General features: G+C 70.9%; 19 protein-coding genes. 15 read left to right on the top strand and 4 right to left on the bottom strand.

The genetic code is table 11. From position 1 onward, the window contains the following. The first annotated feature begins 36 nt into the window (after positions 1 to 36). Genes ACQPY4_RS19330 through ACQPY4_RS19365 form a run of 8 tightly spaced genes read left to right on the top strand, consistent with a single transcriptional unit; the run spans position 37 to position 6,578 of the window. A complete protein-coding gene (locus tag ACQPY4_RS19330) occupies positions 37 to 819 on the top strand; it encodes a helix-turn-helix transcriptional regulator (protein ID WP_433338277.1) in 783 nt (260 codons plus the stop codon). Then, on the top strand, positions 816 to 2,228 hold the full coding sequence (sufB, locus tag ACQPY4_RS19335; protein WP_433338279.1) for a Fe-S cluster assembly protein SufB: 1,413 nt from the start codon (positions 816 to 818) through the stop codon (positions 2,226 to 2,228). The genes ACQPY4_RS19330 and sufB overlap by 4 nt, the downstream gene beginning before the upstream one ends. Continuing rightward, positions 2,228 to 3,352 (top strand): Fe-S cluster assembly protein SufD, encoded by a 1,125-nt coding sequence (gene sufD / locus ACQPY4_RS19340; RefSeq protein ID WP_433338281.1) that lies wholly within the window; start codon positions 2,228 to 2,230, stop codon positions 3,350 to 3,352. The genes sufB and sufD overlap by 1 nt, the downstream gene beginning before the upstream one ends. Continuing rightward, on the top strand, positions 3,349 to 3,666 hold the full coding sequence (locus ACQPY4_RS19345) for a non-heme iron oxygenase ferredoxin subunit (protein ID WP_433338283.1): 318 nt from the start codon (positions 3,349 to 3,351) through the stop codon (positions 3,664 to 3,666). Before sufD ends, ACQPY4_RS19345 begins: the two co-directional genes overlap by 4 nt. An 18-nt stretch (positions 3,667 to 3,684) precedes the next feature. Then, positions 3,685 to 4,458: a Fe-S cluster assembly ATPase SufC gene (sufC, locus tag ACQPY4_RS19350; protein WP_433338285.1), complete on the top strand. Its 774-nt coding sequence runs from the start codon at positions 3,685 to 3,687 to the stop codon at positions 4,456 to 4,458. Further along, the gene (locus tag ACQPY4_RS19355; RefSeq protein WP_433338287.1) at positions 4,455 to 5,717 is read left to right on the top strand and encodes a cysteine desulfurase; all 1,263 of its coding nucleotides are present in this window, start codon (positions 4,455 to 4,457) and stop codon (positions 5,715 to 5,717) included. The genes sufC and ACQPY4_RS19355 overlap by 4 nt, the downstream gene beginning before the upstream one ends. Before the next feature lie 40 nt (positions 5,718 to 5,757). After that, complete coding sequence (gene sufU / locus ACQPY4_RS19360; protein WP_433338289.1) at positions 5,758 to 6,201, top strand: Fe-S cluster assembly sulfur transfer protein SufU; 444 nt, start codon at positions 5,758 to 5,760, stop codon at positions 6,199 to 6,201. Beyond that, positions 6,198 to 6,578, top strand: coding sequence for a metal-sulfur cluster assembly factor (locus tag ACQPY4_RS19365; RefSeq protein ID WP_433338291.1), 381 nt, complete (start codon positions 6,198 to 6,200; stop codon positions 6,576 to 6,578). The genes sufU and ACQPY4_RS19365 overlap by 4 nt, the downstream gene beginning before the upstream one ends. A 66-nt stretch (positions 6,579 to 6,644) precedes the next feature. Here the strand turns inward: ACQPY4_RS19365 and ACQPY4_RS19370 are convergent, their stop codons facing one another. Beyond that, positions 6,645 to 7,226 (bottom strand): hypothetical protein, encoded by a 582-nt coding sequence (locus ACQPY4_RS19370; RefSeq protein ID WP_433338293.1) that lies wholly within the window; start codon positions 7,224 to 7,226, stop codon positions 6,645 to 6,647. A 193-nt stretch (positions 7,227 to 7,419) separates the two neighbouring features. On the opposite strand from ACQPY4_RS19370, the gene ACQPY4_RS19375 reads away from it, so the two are divergent. Together ACQPY4_RS19375 and ACQPY4_RS19380 are read left to right on the top strand one after the other, a co-directional pair. Then, positions 7,420 to 8,586 carry a sensor histidine kinase gene (locus ACQPY4_RS19375; protein ID WP_433338295.1) on the top strand — a complete coding sequence of 389 codons (1,167 nt, stop codon included), beginning with the start codon at positions 7,420 to 7,422 and terminating at the stop codon, positions 8,584 to 8,586. Continuing rightward, a complete protein-coding gene (locus tag ACQPY4_RS19380; protein ID WP_433338297.1) occupies positions 8,583 to 9,251 on the top strand; it encodes a response regulator in 669 nt (222 codons plus the stop codon). Before ACQPY4_RS19375 ends, ACQPY4_RS19380 begins: the two co-directional genes overlap by 4 nt. A gap of 17 nt (positions 9,252 to 9,268) precedes the next feature. Here ACQPY4_RS19380 and ACQPY4_RS19385 read toward each other — a convergent pair whose 3' ends face one another. Together ACQPY4_RS19385 and ACQPY4_RS19390 are read right to left on the bottom strand one after the other, a co-directional pair. Then, positions 9,269 to 10,405, bottom strand: coding sequence for an EAL domain-containing protein (locus tag ACQPY4_RS19385; protein ID WP_433338299.1), 1,137 nt, complete (start codon positions 10,403 to 10,405; stop codon positions 9,269 to 9,271). A gap of 75 nt (positions 10,406 to 10,480) precedes the next feature. After that, complete coding sequence (locus ACQPY4_RS19390; protein WP_433338301.1) at positions 10,481 to 10,876, bottom strand: ABC transporter permease; 396 nt, start codon at positions 10,874 to 10,876, stop codon at positions 10,481 to 10,483. Positions 10,877 to 10,940: 64 nt separating this feature from the next. Between ACQPY4_RS19390 and ACQPY4_RS19395 the strand changes: the two genes are divergently transcribed. Genes ACQPY4_RS19395 through ACQPY4_RS19410 form a run of 4 tightly spaced genes read left to right on the top strand, consistent with a single transcriptional unit; the run spans position 10,941 to position 13,657 of the window. Then, complete coding sequence (locus ACQPY4_RS19395) at positions 10,941 to 11,585, top strand: acVLRF1 family peptidyl-tRNA hydrolase (protein ID WP_433338303.1); 645 nt, start codon at positions 10,941 to 10,943, stop codon at positions 11,583 to 11,585. A 28-nt stretch (positions 11,586 to 11,613) separates the two neighbouring features. Further along, positions 11,614 to 12,252 (top strand): AIM24 family protein, encoded by a 639-nt coding sequence (locus ACQPY4_RS19400; protein WP_433338305.1) that lies wholly within the window; start codon positions 11,614 to 11,616, stop codon positions 12,250 to 12,252. After that, positions 12,252 to 12,905: an AIM24 family protein gene (locus ACQPY4_RS19405; protein WP_433338307.1), complete on the top strand. Its 654-nt coding sequence runs from the start codon at positions 12,252 to 12,254 to the stop codon at positions 12,903 to 12,905. The genes ACQPY4_RS19400 and ACQPY4_RS19405 overlap by 1 nt, the downstream gene beginning before the upstream one ends. A gap of 2 nt (positions 12,906 to 12,907) precedes the next feature. Continuing rightward, on the top strand, positions 12,908 to 13,657 hold the full coding sequence (locus tag ACQPY4_RS19410) for an AIM24 family protein (RefSeq protein ID WP_433338309.1): 750 nt from the start codon (positions 12,908 to 12,910) through the stop codon (positions 13,655 to 13,657). A gap of 13 nt (positions 13,658 to 13,670) precedes the next feature. On the opposite strand, the gene ACQPY4_RS19415 is transcribed toward ACQPY4_RS19410, so the two are convergent. Further along, positions 13,671 to 14,447 carry a VOC family protein gene (locus ACQPY4_RS19415; protein ID WP_433338311.1) on the bottom strand — a complete coding sequence of 259 codons (777 nt, stop codon included), beginning with the start codon at positions 14,445 to 14,447 and terminating at the stop codon, positions 13,671 to 13,673. Positions 14,448 to 14,701: 254 nt separating this feature from the next. Between ACQPY4_RS19415 and ACQPY4_RS19420 the strand changes: the two genes are divergently transcribed. Next, complete coding sequence (locus ACQPY4_RS19420) at positions 14,702 to 16,300, top strand: ABC-F family ATP-binding cassette domain-containing protein (RefSeq protein WP_433338313.1); 1,599 nt, start codon at positions 14,702 to 14,704, stop codon at positions 16,298 to 16,300. The last annotated feature ends 31 nt before the right edge of the window (positions 16,301 to 16,331 follow it).

A 16,331-nucleotide genomic window follows, 5' to 3' on the forward strand; every position in this document is an offset into this window, starting at 1 on the left:
GGGAAGGAATTACGGCACACTGATGTTGTGAAATACGTGAGCGAGAAGCCGACCAGCGCAGAGACCGCCCCCGGGCGGCCTCTCGGCGCGCCGTCGGCGACCGCCGGGACGGCCGAGCGCGACACCCGCGCCCGGGTGGCCCGGCTGATTCTCGAACACGGCCCCATCACCGCCTCCGCCCTGGGCGACAGGGTCGGCCTCACGCCGGCCGCCATCCGCCGCCATCTCGACGCCCTCCTCGCCGAGGACATGATCGAGGTCCGGCGGGCCCGCCCGCAGACGCGGCGCGGCAGGGGGCGTCCCGCCAAGTGGTTCGCGATCACCGACGCCGGCCGCAACGCCTTCGTCCACGCCTACGACGACCTGGCCACCAGCGCCCTGCGCTTCCTCGCCGAGACGGCGGGGGAACGGGCGGTGGCCGAGTTCGCCAGGCGCCAGATCGCCGACCTGGAACAGCGCTACCATCCGTCCGTGCAGGCGGCCCCGCCCCACCAGCGGGTCCGCAAGCTGGCCGAGGCCCTGTCGGGCGACGGCTACGCGGCGGCCGCCGCCAAGGCCCCCCAGCCGGGCGGCGGCGAGCAGCTGTGCCAGCACCACTGCCCGGTCGCGCACGTCGCCGCGGAGTTCCCGCAGCTGTGCGAGGCCGAGACCGAGGCGTTCAGCCGCCTGCTGGGCACCCCCGTCCAGCGGCTGGCCACGATCGCCCACGGTGACGGGATCTGCACGACACACGTCAGCTCACGGTCCCTCTGCGCAGGCGAGGCCGAGGCCGACGGTCAGAACATCGATGACGAGGAGTCCGGGAGGACCTCCCTATGACTACGGCAGCCCACCCCGAACTGGAGGGGCTCGACAGGTACAAATTCGGTTGGGCCGACTCCGACGCGGCCGGAGCCTCGGCCCGCCGCGGCTTGAACGACGATGTCGTCCGCGACATCTCGGGCAAGAAGAACGAGCCCGACTGGATGCTCGACCTGCGGCTCAAGGGTCTGCGGCTGTTCGACAAGAAGCCGATGCCCGCCTGGGGCTCGGACCTGTCGGGGATCGACTTCCACAACATCAAGTACTTCGTCCGCTCCACCGAGAAGCAGGCGGCGTCCTGGGAAGACCTTCCCGAGGACATCAAGAACACCTACGACAGGCTCGGCATCCCCGAGGCGGAGAAGCAGCGCCTGGTCGCGGGCGTCGCCGCCCAGTACGAGTCCGAGGTCGTCTACCACAAGATCCGTGAGGACCTTGAGGAAAAGGGCGTCATCTTCGTCGACACCGACACGGGCCTGAAGGAGCACCCGGAGATCTTCCAGGAGTACTTCGGCTCGGTCATCCCGGTCGGCGACAACAAGTTCGCGGCGCTGAACACGGCCGTGTGGTCGGGCGGCTCGTTCATCTACGTCCCGCCGGGCGTCCACGTCGAGATCCCGCTCCAGGCCTACTTCCGGATCAACACCGAGAACATGGGCCAGTTCGAGCGGACGCTGATCATCGCGGACGAGGGCTCCTACGTGCACTACGTCGAGGGCTGCACCGCGCCGATCTACAAGTCCGACTCGCTGCACTCGGCCGTCGTGGAGATCGTGGTGAAGAAGGACGCCCGCGTCCGCTACACCACCATCCAGAACTGGTCGAACAACGTCTACAACCTGGTGACCAAGCGCGCGGTGGCCTACGAGGGCGCCACGATGGAGTGGGTCGACGGCAACATCGGCTCCAAGGTCACGATGAAGTACCCGGCCGTCTACCTGCTGGGCGAGCACGCCAAGGGCGAGACGCTATCGATCGCGTTCGCCGGCGCGGGCCAGCACCAGGACGCGGGCGCCAAGATGGTGCACGCCGCGCCCAACACCTCCAGCACCATCGTCTCCAAGTCGGTGGCGCGCGGCGGCGGCCGGACGTCCTACCGGGGTCTGATCCAGATCCAGGAGGGCGCCGAGCACAGCAAGTCCACGGTCAAGTGCGACGCGCTGCTGGTCGACCAGATCAGCCGCTCCGACACCTACCCCTACGTCGACGTCCGCGAGGACGACGTGGAGATGGGCCACGAGGCCACCGTCTCCAAGGTGTCGGAAGACCAGCTGTTCTACCTGATGAGCCGCGGCATGAACGAGGACGAGGCCATGGCGATGATCGTGCGCGGGTTCGTCGAGCCCATCGCGCGCGAGCTCCCGATGGAGTACGCCCTGGAGCTGAACCGCCTCATCGAGCTGCAGATGGAAGGAGCCGTCGGCTGATGGGCCTGGATTCACGGCCTCTCTCGACGCTGCACGAGAAGGCCTCCTACGAGGTCGCCGATTTCGAGGTGCCCACGGGACGCGAGGAGGAGTGGCGGTTCACCCCGCTGCGCCGCCTGCGCGGCCTGCACAACGGCGCCGCCGAGCCGGGCGGCAAAGTGCTTGTCGAGATCGACGCGGCCCCCGAGGTGCGGGTCGAGACCGTCGCCCGCGACGACGCCCGTCTCGGCACGGCCTACGTGCCGGCCGACCGGGTCAGCGCCCAGGCGTGGGCCTCCTTCGACCACGCCACGGTCGTCACCGTCCCCAAGGAGGCCGTCGCCTCCCGTCCTACGGTGATCCGGCTGACCGGCGACGGCGCCCAGGCCGCGGCCTTCGGGCACATCACGGTGATCCTGGAGCCGTTCGCCGAGGCGACCGTCGTCCTGTCGCACCAGGGCTCGGCGACCTACGCCGACAACGTCGAGTTCGTCGTCGGCGACGGCGCCCGCCTGTCGGTCATCAGCCTGCAGGACTGGGCCGCGGACGCCGTGCACGTGTCGCACCAGCACGCCAAGCTGGCCCGCGACGCGCGGTTCGTCTCGCACAACATCACGCTCGGCGGCGACCTGGTCCGGGTGTCGCCCACGGTGTCCTACGCCGGGCCCGGCGGCGACGCCGAGCTGTACGGCGTCTACTTCGCCGGGGGCGGCCAGCACCTGGAGCACCGCCTGCTGGTCGACCACAGCGCGCCCAACTGCCGCAGCCGCGTCGACTACCGGGGGGCGCTGCAGGACCAGGACGCCCACGCCGTCTGGATCGGCGACGTGATCATCCGCGTCGAGGCCGAGGGCACCGACACCTACGAGCTCAACCGGAACCTGGTGCTGACCGACGGCACCCGGGTCGACTCGGTGCCCAACCTGGAGATCCTCACCGGCGAGGTCGCCGGCGCCGGGCACGCCTCGGCGTCCGGGCGGCTCGACGACGAGCACCTGTTCTACCTCCAGGCGCGCGGCATCACCTTCGACGAGGCCCGCCGCATGGTCGTCCGCGGCTTCCTCGGTCAGCTGGTCGACCGCATCGAGGTCGACGAGGTCCGCGAGAAGGTGTCCGAGGCGATCGAAGCGGAGCTCGACCGATGACGTTCCAGAAGGTGTGCGCGCTGTCGGACATCCCGGCCGACGGCGCGCTGGCGGTCGAGATCGGCGACACGCCGGTCGCGCTGGCCCGCAGCGGCGACGACGTGTACGCGCTGAACGACATCTGCTCCCACGCCGAGGTCTCGCTGTCCGAGGGCGAGGTCTACGACGGCACCATCGAGTGCTGGCTGCACGGCTCGTGCTTCGACCTGCGCAGCGGCAAGCCCACCAACCCGCCGGCCACGCAGCCGGTCGCCGTCTACAAGGTGCAGGTCACCGACGGCGACGTCTACGTCTCGCTCGGCTCCGACGACTGAAACAAAGAGAGCACAGATATGGCCACGCTTGAGATCCGCGACCTCCACGTCTCCGTCGGCGACGGCGAGGGGACCAAGGAGATCCTTCGCGGGGTCGACCTGACCGTCAAGGCCGGCGAGACCCACGCGATCATGGGGCCGAACGGCTCCGGCAAGTCCACCCTCGCCTACGCCGTCGCCGGTCACCCCAAGTACGACGTGACCTCCGGCTCGGTCACGCTCGACGGCGAGGACGTCCTCGGCATGAGCGTCGACGAGCGCGCCCGCGCGGGGCTGTTCCTGGCGATGCAGTACCCGGTCGAGGTCCCCGGGGTCTCGGTCTCCAACTTCCTGCGCACGGCCGTCACCGCCGTCCGGGGCGAGGCGCCCAAGCTGCGCGACTTCGCCAAGGAGATGAAGCGGGCGATGGAGGACCTGTCCATCGACCCCGCCTTCGCCCAGCGCTCGCTGAACGAGGGCTTCTCCGGCGGCGAGAAGAAGCGCCACGAGATCCTCCAGCTGGAGATGCTCAAGCCGAAGGTCGCCGTCCTGGACGAGACCGACTCGGGCCTGGACGTCGACGCGCTCAAGGTCGTCTCCGAGGGCGTCAACCGCTTCAGCACCGGCGAGACCGGCGTCCTGCTGATCACGCACTACACGCGCATCCTGCGGTACGTGAAGCCCGACTTCGTGCACGTGTTCTCCGGCGGCCGCATCGTGGCCGAGGGCGGCCCGGAGCTGGCCGACGAGCTGGAGGAGCACGGCTACGAGAAGTACGCCGCTGCTTCGTCCCAGGCGGGCGCGGCGCTGTGACCCTCCTTCCCGAGGAGCTCAAGAAGGACTTCCCGCTCCTGGCCAGGACCGTCCGGGGAGGCCGCCCGCTGGTCTACCTCGACTCGGGCGCGACCTCGCAGAAGCCCCTCGCGGTCCTGGACGCCGAGCGCGCCTTCTACGAGCGGCACAACGCGGCCCCGCACCGCGGCGCGCACCTGCTCGCCGAGGAGGCCACCGAGGCCTACGAGGGCGCCCGCGCCACCGTCGCCGCGTTCGTCGGCGCCGTGCCGGGCGAGATCGTGTTCACCAAGAACACCACCGAGGGCCTCAACCTGGTCGCGTACGCGATGAGCAACGCCGCCACGGCGGGCCCCGAGGCCGAGCGCTTCCGCGTCGGGCCCGGCGACGAGGTCCTGGTCTCGGAGATGGAGCACCACGCCAACCTGGTGCCCTGGCAGCAGCTGTGCCTGCGCACCGGCGCCACCCTGCGCTGGTTCGGGCTGACCGACGACGGCCGGCTCGACCTCGACACGCTCGACACCATGGTCAACGAGCGCACCAAGGTGGTGGCGCTGACGCACCAGTCCAACGTGCTCGGAACGGTCCCGCCGATCGACCGGATCGCCGCCCGGGCCCGCGAGGTCGGGGCGCTGGTGGTGCTGGACGGCGCGCAGTCGGTGCCGCACCAGCCGGTCGACGTCTCCACACTGGGTGCCGACTTCCTGACCTTCTCGGGGCACAAGATGCTCGGCCCGACCGGCGTCGGCGTCCTGTGGGGCCGCCGCGAGCTGCTCGAGGTCATGCCGCCGTTCATCACCGGCGGTTCCATGATCGAGGTTGTGCGCATGGAGGAGTCGACCTTCATGCCGCCGCCGCAGCGCTTCGAGGCGGGCGTCCCGATGACCGCCCAGGCCGTCGGGCTGGCCGCCGCGTGCGACTACCTGTCCGAGCTGGGCATGGACCGGGTCGCGGCGCACGAGGAGGCCCTCACCGCCTACGCGCTGGAGCGCCTGGCCGAGATCCCCGGCGTCCGGGTGATCGGGCCCGGCACCACCGAGTCGCGCGGCGGCGCGGTCTCGTTCGTGGTCGAGGAGATCCACCCGCACGACGTCGGGCAGGTCCTGGACGAGGTCGGGGTCGCGATCCGGGTCGGGCACCACTGCGCCTGGCCGATCTGCCGCCGCTACGGCATCCCCGCCACCACCCGCGCGACCTTCTACGTCTACAACACCCTCGCCGACGTCGACGCCCTCGTCGACGGGGTGCGCCAGGCGCAGAAGTTCTTCGGAACAGCCTGAGCCGCGCCGGGGTTGTAGCGCAGAGAGACGAAAGGACGACATGCAGCTCGAGGCGATGTACCAGGAGGTCATCCTGGATCATTACCGCAACCCCCACAACAAGGGGCTGCGCGAGCCGTACGAGGGTGAGGCCCACCACGTCAACCCGACCTGCGGCGACGAGGTGACGCTGCGCGTGCACCTGTCCGGCGACACGGTCGCCGACGTCTCCTACGACGCCATGGGCTGCTCGATCAGCCAGGCCAGCGCCTCGGTCATGAGCGACCTTGTCATCGGCAAGTCGGTCAAGGAGGCGATGGCCGTCGGCGACGAGTTCCTGACCCTCATGCAGTCCCGGGGCCGGGGCGAGCCCGACGAGGACGTCCTGGAGGACGCCATCGCCTTCGCGGGCGTCTCGCAGTACCCCGCCCGGATCAAGTGCGCCCTGCTGGCCTGGATGGCCTGGAAGGACGCGACCGCCCGAGCTCTCGGAGAGGCATCATGAGCGACACCGAAACCACCGAAGAGACCGGCGCCGCCGTCGCCGAGGAGACCCCCGCGGAGCCGCGGGCCATGAGCGAGGCCGAGGAGGAGATCCTCGAAGCGCTCAAGGACGTCGTCGACCCCGAGCTGGGCATCAACGTGGTCGACCTGGGCCTGATCTACGGCGTCAACCTCGCCGACAAGGTCGCCACGCTGGACATGACCCTCACCAGCGCCGCCTGTCCCCTCACCGACGTCATCGAGGACCAGGCCAACAGCGCCCTGGAGGGCCTGGCCGACGATGTGAAGATCAACTGGGTCTGGCTGCCGCCGTGGGGCCCCGACAAGATCACCGACGAGGGCCGCGACCAGCTGCGCGCCCTCGGCTTCAACGTCTGACCGGCCACACGCGAAACGAGCCCGGATCCCGCTGGGGACCCGGGCTCGCGCGCGTTCGCGGGGGGCTCAGCGGCGCGAGGCGCGCTCGGAGAGCGAAACGGGGGACTCCTCGCCCGGCTTGGGCTTGTTGGGGAAGAGCGTGTGGGTGATCGGCCAGATGGACCAGATCGCCGCCACCACCGACAGGCGTATGATCCACCCTTCGAGGGCCTCGGTCCGGTTCGGGTCGTCCACCATGACGATCATCGACAGGAGCACGCCGCACGCGATGGCCCAGGCGATCAGGCACTTGCCGAAATCGCGCCATTCGTAGGCGATCCGCGCCCTGCCGTGCTTCGGCTTGCGCCAGGGCGGCGGACCTCCGGCGTACCGGTGCGCGAACCGCTGGTCGGCCCAGCGGACCATGCTGTGGCCGAAGGCGACCGAGTAGCCGAGATAGGCCGCCGAGAGCCCGTGCGTGAAGTTGGCCGAGCCGCCCCCGCGCAGGTCGATGACGGTGGCGGTCAGCAGGACCACGTCCACCAGCGGCACGCATATCAGCAGGGCCGTGCCGAGCCTCCGGTTGCGCAGCAGGTACCGGGCGCACAGACCGGCGAGCAGGATGATCCAGAACCCGATCTCACAGGCGGCGATGACCGCGAGAAGCACGTTTCCCCCTTGGCTGGACTTCCGGGACTGACTTGCGGGATGGACTTGCGGGATGGACTCCACCAAGCATCGCGCCGCGCCCATCGCCGGACCTCCTGCGAGGTGCCGAAATGGGGGGTCGTCCGAAGGATGTACGCCCGATCCGTCGTCGGGATGGATACGGGTGGACCTCGGATGATGCTGAGATGGGGGCGTGCGATTCACCACGCGCCAGGACGCGCTCATCGCCCTGGGCTCCCTCACCGCCGGGCTGGTCCTGCTCGCGGCTCACGGCTACGCCATGTGGTCCAGGGACGAGGTCCCCTGGGAGTGGCGGCTGCTGACGCTGGCCGGGCTCTGCCTGGCGATGCTCTTCCGCCGGACCGCCCCCATCCTCGGGCTGCTCGTCTCCACGCCCTTCAACTTCGCCGACGTGGCGCTCGGCCCGAGCCTGGCCACCATGATGATCTACGGGGACGCCCTGTACGCGGCGGCCCTGTACGGGCCCCGCCGCTCGGCCGAGCGGCTGCTGGCGGTGACGCTCGGCGCGACCGTGCTGGTGGCGGTCGCGGCCGGGATCGCGCTGCACTCGTTCAGCGTGGCCACCGTCGCCGGGGCCGTGGCCGGGGTGAGCTGGGTGGGGCCGATCCTCACGGCCATGATCGTCCGCGAGCATCGCGACAAGGCCGAGGCCGAGCGGGCGCGGGCCGTCCAGATGGCGCGGATGACCGAGCTGGACCGGTGGTCGGCCGTCAACGCCGAGCGGGCCCGCATGGCGCGCGAGCTGCACGACGTGATCGCCAACCATCTCAGCGCCGTGGCCCTGCACTCCTCGGCGCTGCTCAAGGTGCCCGACCTGGACCGGGAGGGCGTCAACCAGGCGATGGAGGTGATCCGGGAGAACAGCGTCCAGGGCCTGTCGGAGATGCGGCGGATGATCGGGCTCCTGCGCAGCGGCCAGGAGGCCGGGACCGACGACCCGCCCGCCGCGCCCCGGCTGTCGGCGCTCGACGGCCTGGTCGAGCGGACGGCCCGCAGCGACCTGTCGGCGGGGCTGACCGTGGTCGGCGACCAGGGCGAGCTGCCCGCGACCGTGGAGCTGGCCGCCTACCGGATCGTCCAGGAGTCGCTCACCAACGCGCTCAAGCACGCCGGGGCGGGCCGGGCCGAGGTCAGGGTCGAGCACCGGCCCGACCGGGTGGTCATCGAGGTGTGCAGCCCGCTGGGCCGCGACGGGTCCCGGCTCCCGGGGTCGGGCGCGGGCCTGATCGGGATGCGCGAGCGCGCGACCATGCTCGACGGGACGTTCGAGGCCGGGCCCGAAGCGGGCCGCTGGCGGGTACGGGCCGAGCTGCCCACGGAGAGGGAGATCCAGGCATGATCAGGGTGCTGGTGGCCGACGACCAGGCGGCCGTGCGGGCGGGCCTGGTGCTCATCCTGGGCGCCGCCCCGGACGTGGAGGTGGTCGGCGAGGCCGCCGACGGCGAGCGCGCCGTGGCGCTGGCCCGCGAACTGCGCCCCGACGTGGTGCTGATGGACATCCGGATGCCCCGCCTGGACGGCATCTCGGCCACCCGCGAGCTGGCGGGGATCGCCGACGTGCTGGTGCTGACCACGTTCGACGTGGACGAGTACGTCTTCGGCGCGCTGCGCGCCGGAGCCGCGGGGTTCCTGCTCAAGGACGTCGACGCCGACCGCCTGGTCGAGGCGGTGCGCACCGTGGCGGGCGGCGAGGGCATCATCGCGCCCCAGGTCACGCGGCGGCTGATCGGCGCGTTCGCGGCGGGCCCGGCGACGCTCCAGGAGCGGCCGTCCGGCCTGGACGAGCTCACCCCGCGCGAGCGCGAGGTCTTCGCCTGCCTGGGGGAGGGCCTGTCCAACGGGCAGATCGCCGCGCGGCTGGCCATGGCCGAGACCACCACCAAGACCCATGTCAGCCGGATCCTGGCCAAGCTCGACCTGCGCAGCCGCGTCCAGGCGGCCATCCTGGCCCAGGAGATCACGCGGGACCAGCCCGGGGGCCCGGACCAGGCGGGGCGCCCCTGAGCGGGGCGCGCCGCCGGTCAGGGCGACAGGCTGCGGATCAGGTCGGCGACCCGGACCGTGCCCAGGCACCGGCCGACCTCGTCGGTGACGACCAGGTCGTCGTAGACGCGGTCGCTCTCCTGGCCGGCGGCGCGCAGCGCGGCGATGGCCGGGACGGTGCGGGGGACGAGCCGGGGTGTGTCCGCCAGGTTCGCGGCGGGCTTGTGCGCGTACAGGGCGTGCCCGTAGGCCCCCGAAAGGCGCAGCAGGAACCGGGTGCGGTCGACGGTGGCCCGGGGACGCTGCCGGTCGTCCAGCAGGACGACGCTGGTCGTGCCGGACTCGGCGGTCAGGACGTCCAGCACCTCGTCGGCGGTGGCCGTGATCGGCACGGTGACGGCGGGCAGCGTGAACTCCGAGACCCGGGGGCCCAGCGACAGGCCGGGATCCTCCTTGCGCGGCTCCTCGCGGGCGGCCACCGGGACGGTGACCCGCATCCCCGGTTGCCATTCGGGGGGAGCCAGAACGGGCCCCTGGACGAGACGCACCCCCAGCTGCCGCAGGTGCAGGACATGCTCGTCGGTGGACAGACCGGGCGCCAGGACGTGCGTCCCGAGCCGGTGGGAGAGCTCCAGCAGCGTGGTCACCAGGGCCGAGCGGCGCGGGTCGGTGGACGCGCGCCGCGCCAGGTCGGGGTCCAGCTTGACCAGGTAGGGCGAGCCGTCCGCGAGCAGGTCGAGGGGGGCGTGGGACGTCCCGACGCCCGACAGCCCGACCAGGTACCCGGCGCGCCGGAGCGTGCGCAGGGCGCTGGTGACGGGCTGGCGCTGGGCGGGCGCGAACCCGCCCGAGATACAGATGATGACCTCGTTGGGGCGGCGCCCGGCCTCGGTCAGGCCCTGGTGCAGCTCGGTGAGGAAGGGCTCGCCATGGATCAGGGTCTCGGCCCGCAGCGCGATCTGCAGCGGGAGAGGGGAGCCGAGGTCGACCGTGACACGCGCGGCGGTGACCGCGCGGCGCAGGTCCTCGGCCGCGGGGTCCACCCGGACGCGGGGGTCCTGGGACCCCGCCGGGGGACCGGCGTGCGCCTCCACAGCGACGACGGTGCCGGTGTCGAGATCGACCACCGGCTGGAAGACCGCCCTCGCGGGGAGAAGTACATCAAGAGCTGACACATCCGCATCATGCCGGAGCAGATCGGATGAAACGCCAGTTGTTAGGAGAAGTTAACGTACATTTCGTCGATGTTCTCACAGGCCACGGCCGCCAAAGGCGGCCGAGAGGAGGTAGGTCACACCGGCGAGTGCGGCAGGCCACACATAAGGTGTGATATCGGCGCCCCGAAGTCCCTGGACCACGACCGCCGCGACGAGCGCCGCGGTCACGACGTCGCCGGTCATCGCGGCTGCACGCAGATGCGTGCGCGCACGGTGACCGTTTCCGAACCCTTCGCTGATGGCCAGCGTGGGCTCATTACGGCGAAACGCAAGAATTGCGGAATATCCCGCCAGCACGCCGAGCGCGATCAAACCCCGCTCCATCTCGTCGTCATAGGCGAGGACGGCCGCGACCACCGCACCGGCGGCCAGGACCAGTCCGGGCACGATCCAGCGGCCGGCGCTTCGGTGTTCCGGGGCGATCCACATGCCCGACATCCTCCCCGAAGTCCGCGCCGGACGGGCGTCCAACGCGCCGGGCTAGTGTCGGACCGTGAGCAAGCCGAGGCCGGCCGCGGGCGGCGGACACTGGGTGGAGGTCCCTCCCGAGCGGGTCGCGCGCTGGCTGGAGAACTTCGCCGGGCGCCACGGCGCCGTCACCACCGTCACCCGTGACGCCGAGGTCGTGACCTACACGGCCGGGGACGGCGCCGTCGCCGACTTCCACGTGCCGTTCCCGCCGCTGACCGGAGACGACCTGATCGCGCACGTCCGCCTGGATCGCCGGGTGGGCGTGCTGCTGGTGCGGCTCGGCGGATACGCCGCCGGAGTCTTCGAAGGGGAGCGGCTGGTCGCGTCCAAGGTGGGCACCCGCCAGGTGCACGGCCGCAGCGCGGCGGGCGGATGGTCGCAGCAGCGGTTCGCACGGCGGCGCGACAAGCAGGCCCGCGAGGCGCTGGAGGCCGCCGCGGGCGCCGCCGCGCGCGTGCTGGCCCCGCGCGTCCCGTGCCTGGACGCCGTGGTGCTCGGCGGCGAGCGCCGCGCCGTGGACGAGCTGCGCGCCGACCCCCGGCTCGGTCCGGTGTTCGCGCTGGCCCTCGACGAGCCGTTCCTGACCGTCCCCGACCCACGATTGGCGGTGCTGAGCGAGACTCCCGCGTCTTTCCGGGCGGTCAGGGTGCGGATTCGCGAACCTTGATCCGTCCCTGCCGGTATGTTGTGGCAGCGTGGCGCAATTTCGATTGAACGGCTCCAAGATGCTCGCCGTCGATCTGAACGGCGAGACGATCAGGGCGCTGAACGGGTCCATGGTCGCCTACGACGGTCAGATGGCGTTCAAACGGCAGGGGATGACCGGGGGTGAGGGACTGCGCGGCGCGCTCAAGCGCCGCATCGCCGGTGAGGGCATGACCCTCATGGAGATCACCGGGACCGGCACGGTCTTCCTGGCCAGCGAGGCGACCGAGGTCACCCTCATCCCGCTGCAGGGCGACACGCTGCTGGTGGAGTCCGAGAGCCTGCTGGCCCTCGACGGCCAGCTCCAGACCGGCGTGCAGTTCATCGGCATGCGGGGGATGGGCACCGGCCAGGGCCTGGCCACCACCAAGGTGGAGGGCCACGGCACGGTCGCGATCCTGTCGCTGGGCCCGGCGATCGCCCTGGAGGTCAACCCGCAGATGCCGCTGTGCGTCGACCCGCACGCCTACATCGCGCACCGAGGACAGCTCACCCAGGACGTCGTCACCGACGTCAACTGGCGCACGGTGCTCGGGCAGGGGTCGGGCGAGAGCGTGCAGTTCCGTTACCAGGGCCATGGCCTGGTCTACGTCCAGCCGGCCGAGCGCGGCGGAATTCTGGAGATCTGATGCCGGGTTACGAAGCGATCAACTCCAAGATGCTCCAGGTGCCGATCGGCCCGGGCCAGGAGGTCTACAGCAAGCGCGGCGCGATGCTCGCCTATACCGGCAACGTCGCGTTCGCCCCGACCGCAACGGCGGGCCAGGGCATCGGCGGCGCGCTCGGGCGCGCCATGGCCGGCGAGCACAGCGCGATGATGCACGTCACCGGGCACGGCTCGGTGATGTTCGGGCATGCCGGGCTTGAGGTCCAGGTCATCGATCTGTCCGGCGGCGACTCGCTGTTCGTCGAGGCCGACCGGCTGCTGGTGCATGACACCTCCCTTCAGGTCGGCACCATGTTCATGGGCGAGCAGGGCGGCATGCGCGGCGTCGTGCGCGGCGCGGTCACCGGGCAGGGGCTGTTCACTTCCCAGCTGTCGGGCCAGGGCTCGGTCGCGGTGCTGTCGGACGGCGGCGTCATCGAGTTGCCGATCAACCCGCAGCGTCCCGTCCATGTCGACCCGCAGGCCTACGTGGCCCACCGGGGACAGCTGCAGAACAAGCTCACCACCGCCGTGGGCCTGCGCGACCTCATCGGGCGGGGCTCGGGCGAGGCGTTCCAGCTGGAGCTGAGCGGCACCGGGGTCGTCTACGTCCAGGCCAGCGAGAGGAAGATCTGACCGTGTCGGTTCCCACGTTCAACGCGCAGACGCTTCCGTCCAGCGACAACGTCAACCCCTACGCCTTCAGCGTCGAGCTCAACGGCCAGTGGTTCGCCCAGAAGGGCAAGATGATCGCCTACTACGGGCAGATCAAGTTCGAGGCGCTGTCGGCCGGGCCGCTGGACGCGCTGGTCGCCTCGCACTTCCACTCGCCGCTGTACGCCCAGGACTGGATCGTGGCCAACGGCCAGGGCAAGCTGCTGCTGGCCGACCGCAAGTTCGACCTCAACTCCTATGAGCTGGAGGAGGGCAACCTCACGATCAGGGCCGGCAACCTGCTGGCGTTCGAGCCGGGGCTCGAGCTCAAGCAGTCGATCATCCCCGGGTTCCTCACCCTGATCGGCACGGGACGGTTCGTCGCCGCGTCCAACGGCCCGGTGCACTTCGTCGAGCCGCCGATCCGGGTCGACCCGCAGGCCCTGCTCGGCTGGGCCGACACGCCCTCGCCCTGCCACCACTACGACCACAGCTACATGCGCGGCGTCCTGGGCGCGGCCCGGATGATGTTCGGCGTCGGCGGCACCTCGGGCGAGGAGCACCAGTTCGACTTCACCGGGTCGGGCACCGTCCTGATGCAGTCGTCGGAGGTCGTCACCAACCAGGACACGCTCCTGCGCGACCTGGAGGGCCAGGTCGGGATGCTCGGGGCCAACGGTCTCCAGCGCCTGCACCAGACCATCGGCCAGCGCCTCCAGGCCGAACAGCAGTGACCCCAGCCTCGGGTCAGGAACCCATCCGCGGCGCGGACTTGATGATGTAGAACTCCGTGCCGAACGGGTCCTTCACCTTGGCCATGCGGCCGTAGGGGGTGTCGGCGGGCTCGTCGACGACGGTGCCGCCGCCCGTCCTGACCACCCCGGTCGAGACGTCGGGGTCCTCGACCTCGAAGTAGGTCAGCCACGACGAGGACGTCGCCTCGGGCAGCCCGTAGATCCCGCCGACGGCCACGCCGTCCGAGGAACGGTTGAGCGCCGTGTAGTCCAGGTCGCCCGGCATGGGCTCCAGCGAGTACCCGAACAGCGCCGCGTAGAACTCGCGGGCCAGCCCGGGCCGCGAGGTGGTCAGCTCGTTCCACGAGAACGAGCCGGGCTCGTTGACGATCTTCGCGCCGGGCAGGTCGCCGCCCTGCCAGAGACCGAACTGGGCGCCGACCGCGTCGCCGAGGATGGCCATCCGCCCCTGGCCCATCACGTCCATGGCCGGGACGATCTCGGTGCCGCCCGCGTCGAGGGCGCGCTTGACGGTCCCGTCGCAGTCGTCGGTGGCGAAGTACAGGCCCCACCAGAACGACGTCGCGTCCGGATCGGGGTTCTTCATCATCCCGGCGACCGGCTCGCCGCGCAGGAGACAGCCGTGGTAGTGCCCGGCCTCCTCGCCGTAGTCCTCGAACTCCCAACCGAAGAGCTCGCCGTAGAACTCCCTGGCGCGGCCGAGGTCGGGGATGCCGAGGTCGAGCCACGTGGGCGTGCCGGTCGGGGCGTTGCTCGTCACACTGGTCATGGGAAACCTTCTCTCCGGCCGGTGCGGACCCCGGCCTCTCTCTCCCGCCCGTACCCCGTATCCTGCTGCTTCGCGCCCGGACCGCACCTCTGTTCGGCTCGGTTCGGCATGGCCGGGTCCGGCCCGCGCATCACGTACACTGGTGCCATGCCGCTCACGAGGTAACAGGCCCCTGGAGCGCCGCGGCTACGGCCCCGGCGCCTTTTGCTGCGCCATTTCCGACCGTCGAGCCGTCCCAGGGAAGCCCTGCCAACGTGATCATCGCAACCGACATCGAACTGCGCGCCGGATCCCGGCTGCTCATCGAGACCGCCTCCTTCCGCGTCAACCCCGGCGACCGGGTCGGCTTCGTCGGCCGCAACGGCGCCGGCAAGACCACCCTGACCAAGGTCCTGGCCGGCGAGGCCCAGCCCGCCCAGGGCGGCGTGACCCACTCGGGCTCCATCGGCTACCTGCCGCAGGACCCGCGCGGCGTCGACCTTGAGGAACTGGCCCGCGACCGCATCCTGTCCTCCCGGGGGCTGGACGAGGTGATCCGCAAGCTCCGGGCCGCCGAGGACCAGATGGCCACGGCCACCGGGAACGAGCGCGACAAGGCCGTCCGCCGCTACGGGCGCCTGGAGGAGCGGCTGCACGTCCTCGGCGGCTACTCCGCCGAGGCCGAGGCCGCCTCCATCGCCTCCAGCCTCGGCCTGCCCGACCGGGTCATGACCCAGCCGCTGGGCACGCTGTCGGGCGGTCAGCGCCGCCGCGTCGAGCTGGCCCGCATCCTGTTCTCCGGCGCCGACACGCTGCTGCTGGACGAGCCCACCAACCACCTGGACGCCGACTCGATCGTCTGGCTGCGCGACTTCCTGAAGTCCCACCAGGGCGGTCTGGTGGTCATCAGCCACGACGTCGAGCTGCTCGACGCGGTGGTCAACCGGGTCTTCCATCTGGACGCCAACCGCTGCGTGATCGACATCTACAACGTCGGCTGGAAGAAGTACCAGGAGCAGCGCGAGACCGACGAGCGGCGCCGCAAGCGCGAGTCGGCCAACGCCCAGCGCCAGGCCACCGCGCTGATCTCGCAGGCCGACAAGATGCGCGCCAAGGCCACCAAGGCCAAGGCCGCCCAGCAGATGGACCGGCGCGCCCGGCAGCTGCTGGCGGGCGCCGAGGGCGTGCGGCAGGCCGACAAGGTCGCCAAGATCCGCTTCCCCGAGCCCGCTCCGTGCGGCAAGACGCCGCTGACCGCCGACGGCCTGTCCAAGTCCTACGGCTCGCTGGAGATCTTCACCGACGTGGGCCTGGCCATCGACCGCGGCAGCCGCGTGGTCATCCTGGGCCTCAACGGCGCGGGCAAGACCACCCTGTTGCGCCTGCTGGCCGGGGTCGACAAGCCCGACACCGGCATGGTGATCCCCGGGCACGGCCTCCGGCTCGGCTACTACGCCCAGGAGCACGAGACGCTGGAGGTCGAGCGCTCGGTCCTGGAGAACATGCAGTCGGCCGCGCCGGGCATGGCCCCGGTCGAGGTCCGCAAGATCCTCGGCTCGTTCCTGTTCTCCGGCGACGACGTCGACAAGCCCGCGGGCGTCCTGTCGGGCGGCGAGAAGACCCGGCTCGCCCTGGCGATGCTCGTGGTGTCCAGCGCCAACGTCCTGCTCCTGGACGAGCCCACCAACAACCTCGACCCGGCCAGCCGCCAGGAGATCCTCGGCGCGCTGCGCACGTTCGCGGGGGCCATCGTGATGGTCACCCACGACGAGGGGGCCGTGGCGGCGCTTCGGCCGGAAAGAGTGATTTTGCTTCCAGATGGGGTGGAAGACATCTGGAGTGACGAGTTTGCCGATCTGGTGGCACTTGCGTGACCTGCAGGGCGGCCAATGCAGATCTTTTCTG

Source organism: Spirillospora sp. CA-294931 (assembly GCF_050946795.1).
Lineage (GTDB): Bacteria > Actinomycetota > Actinomycetes > Streptosporangiales > Streptosporangiaceae > Spirillospora.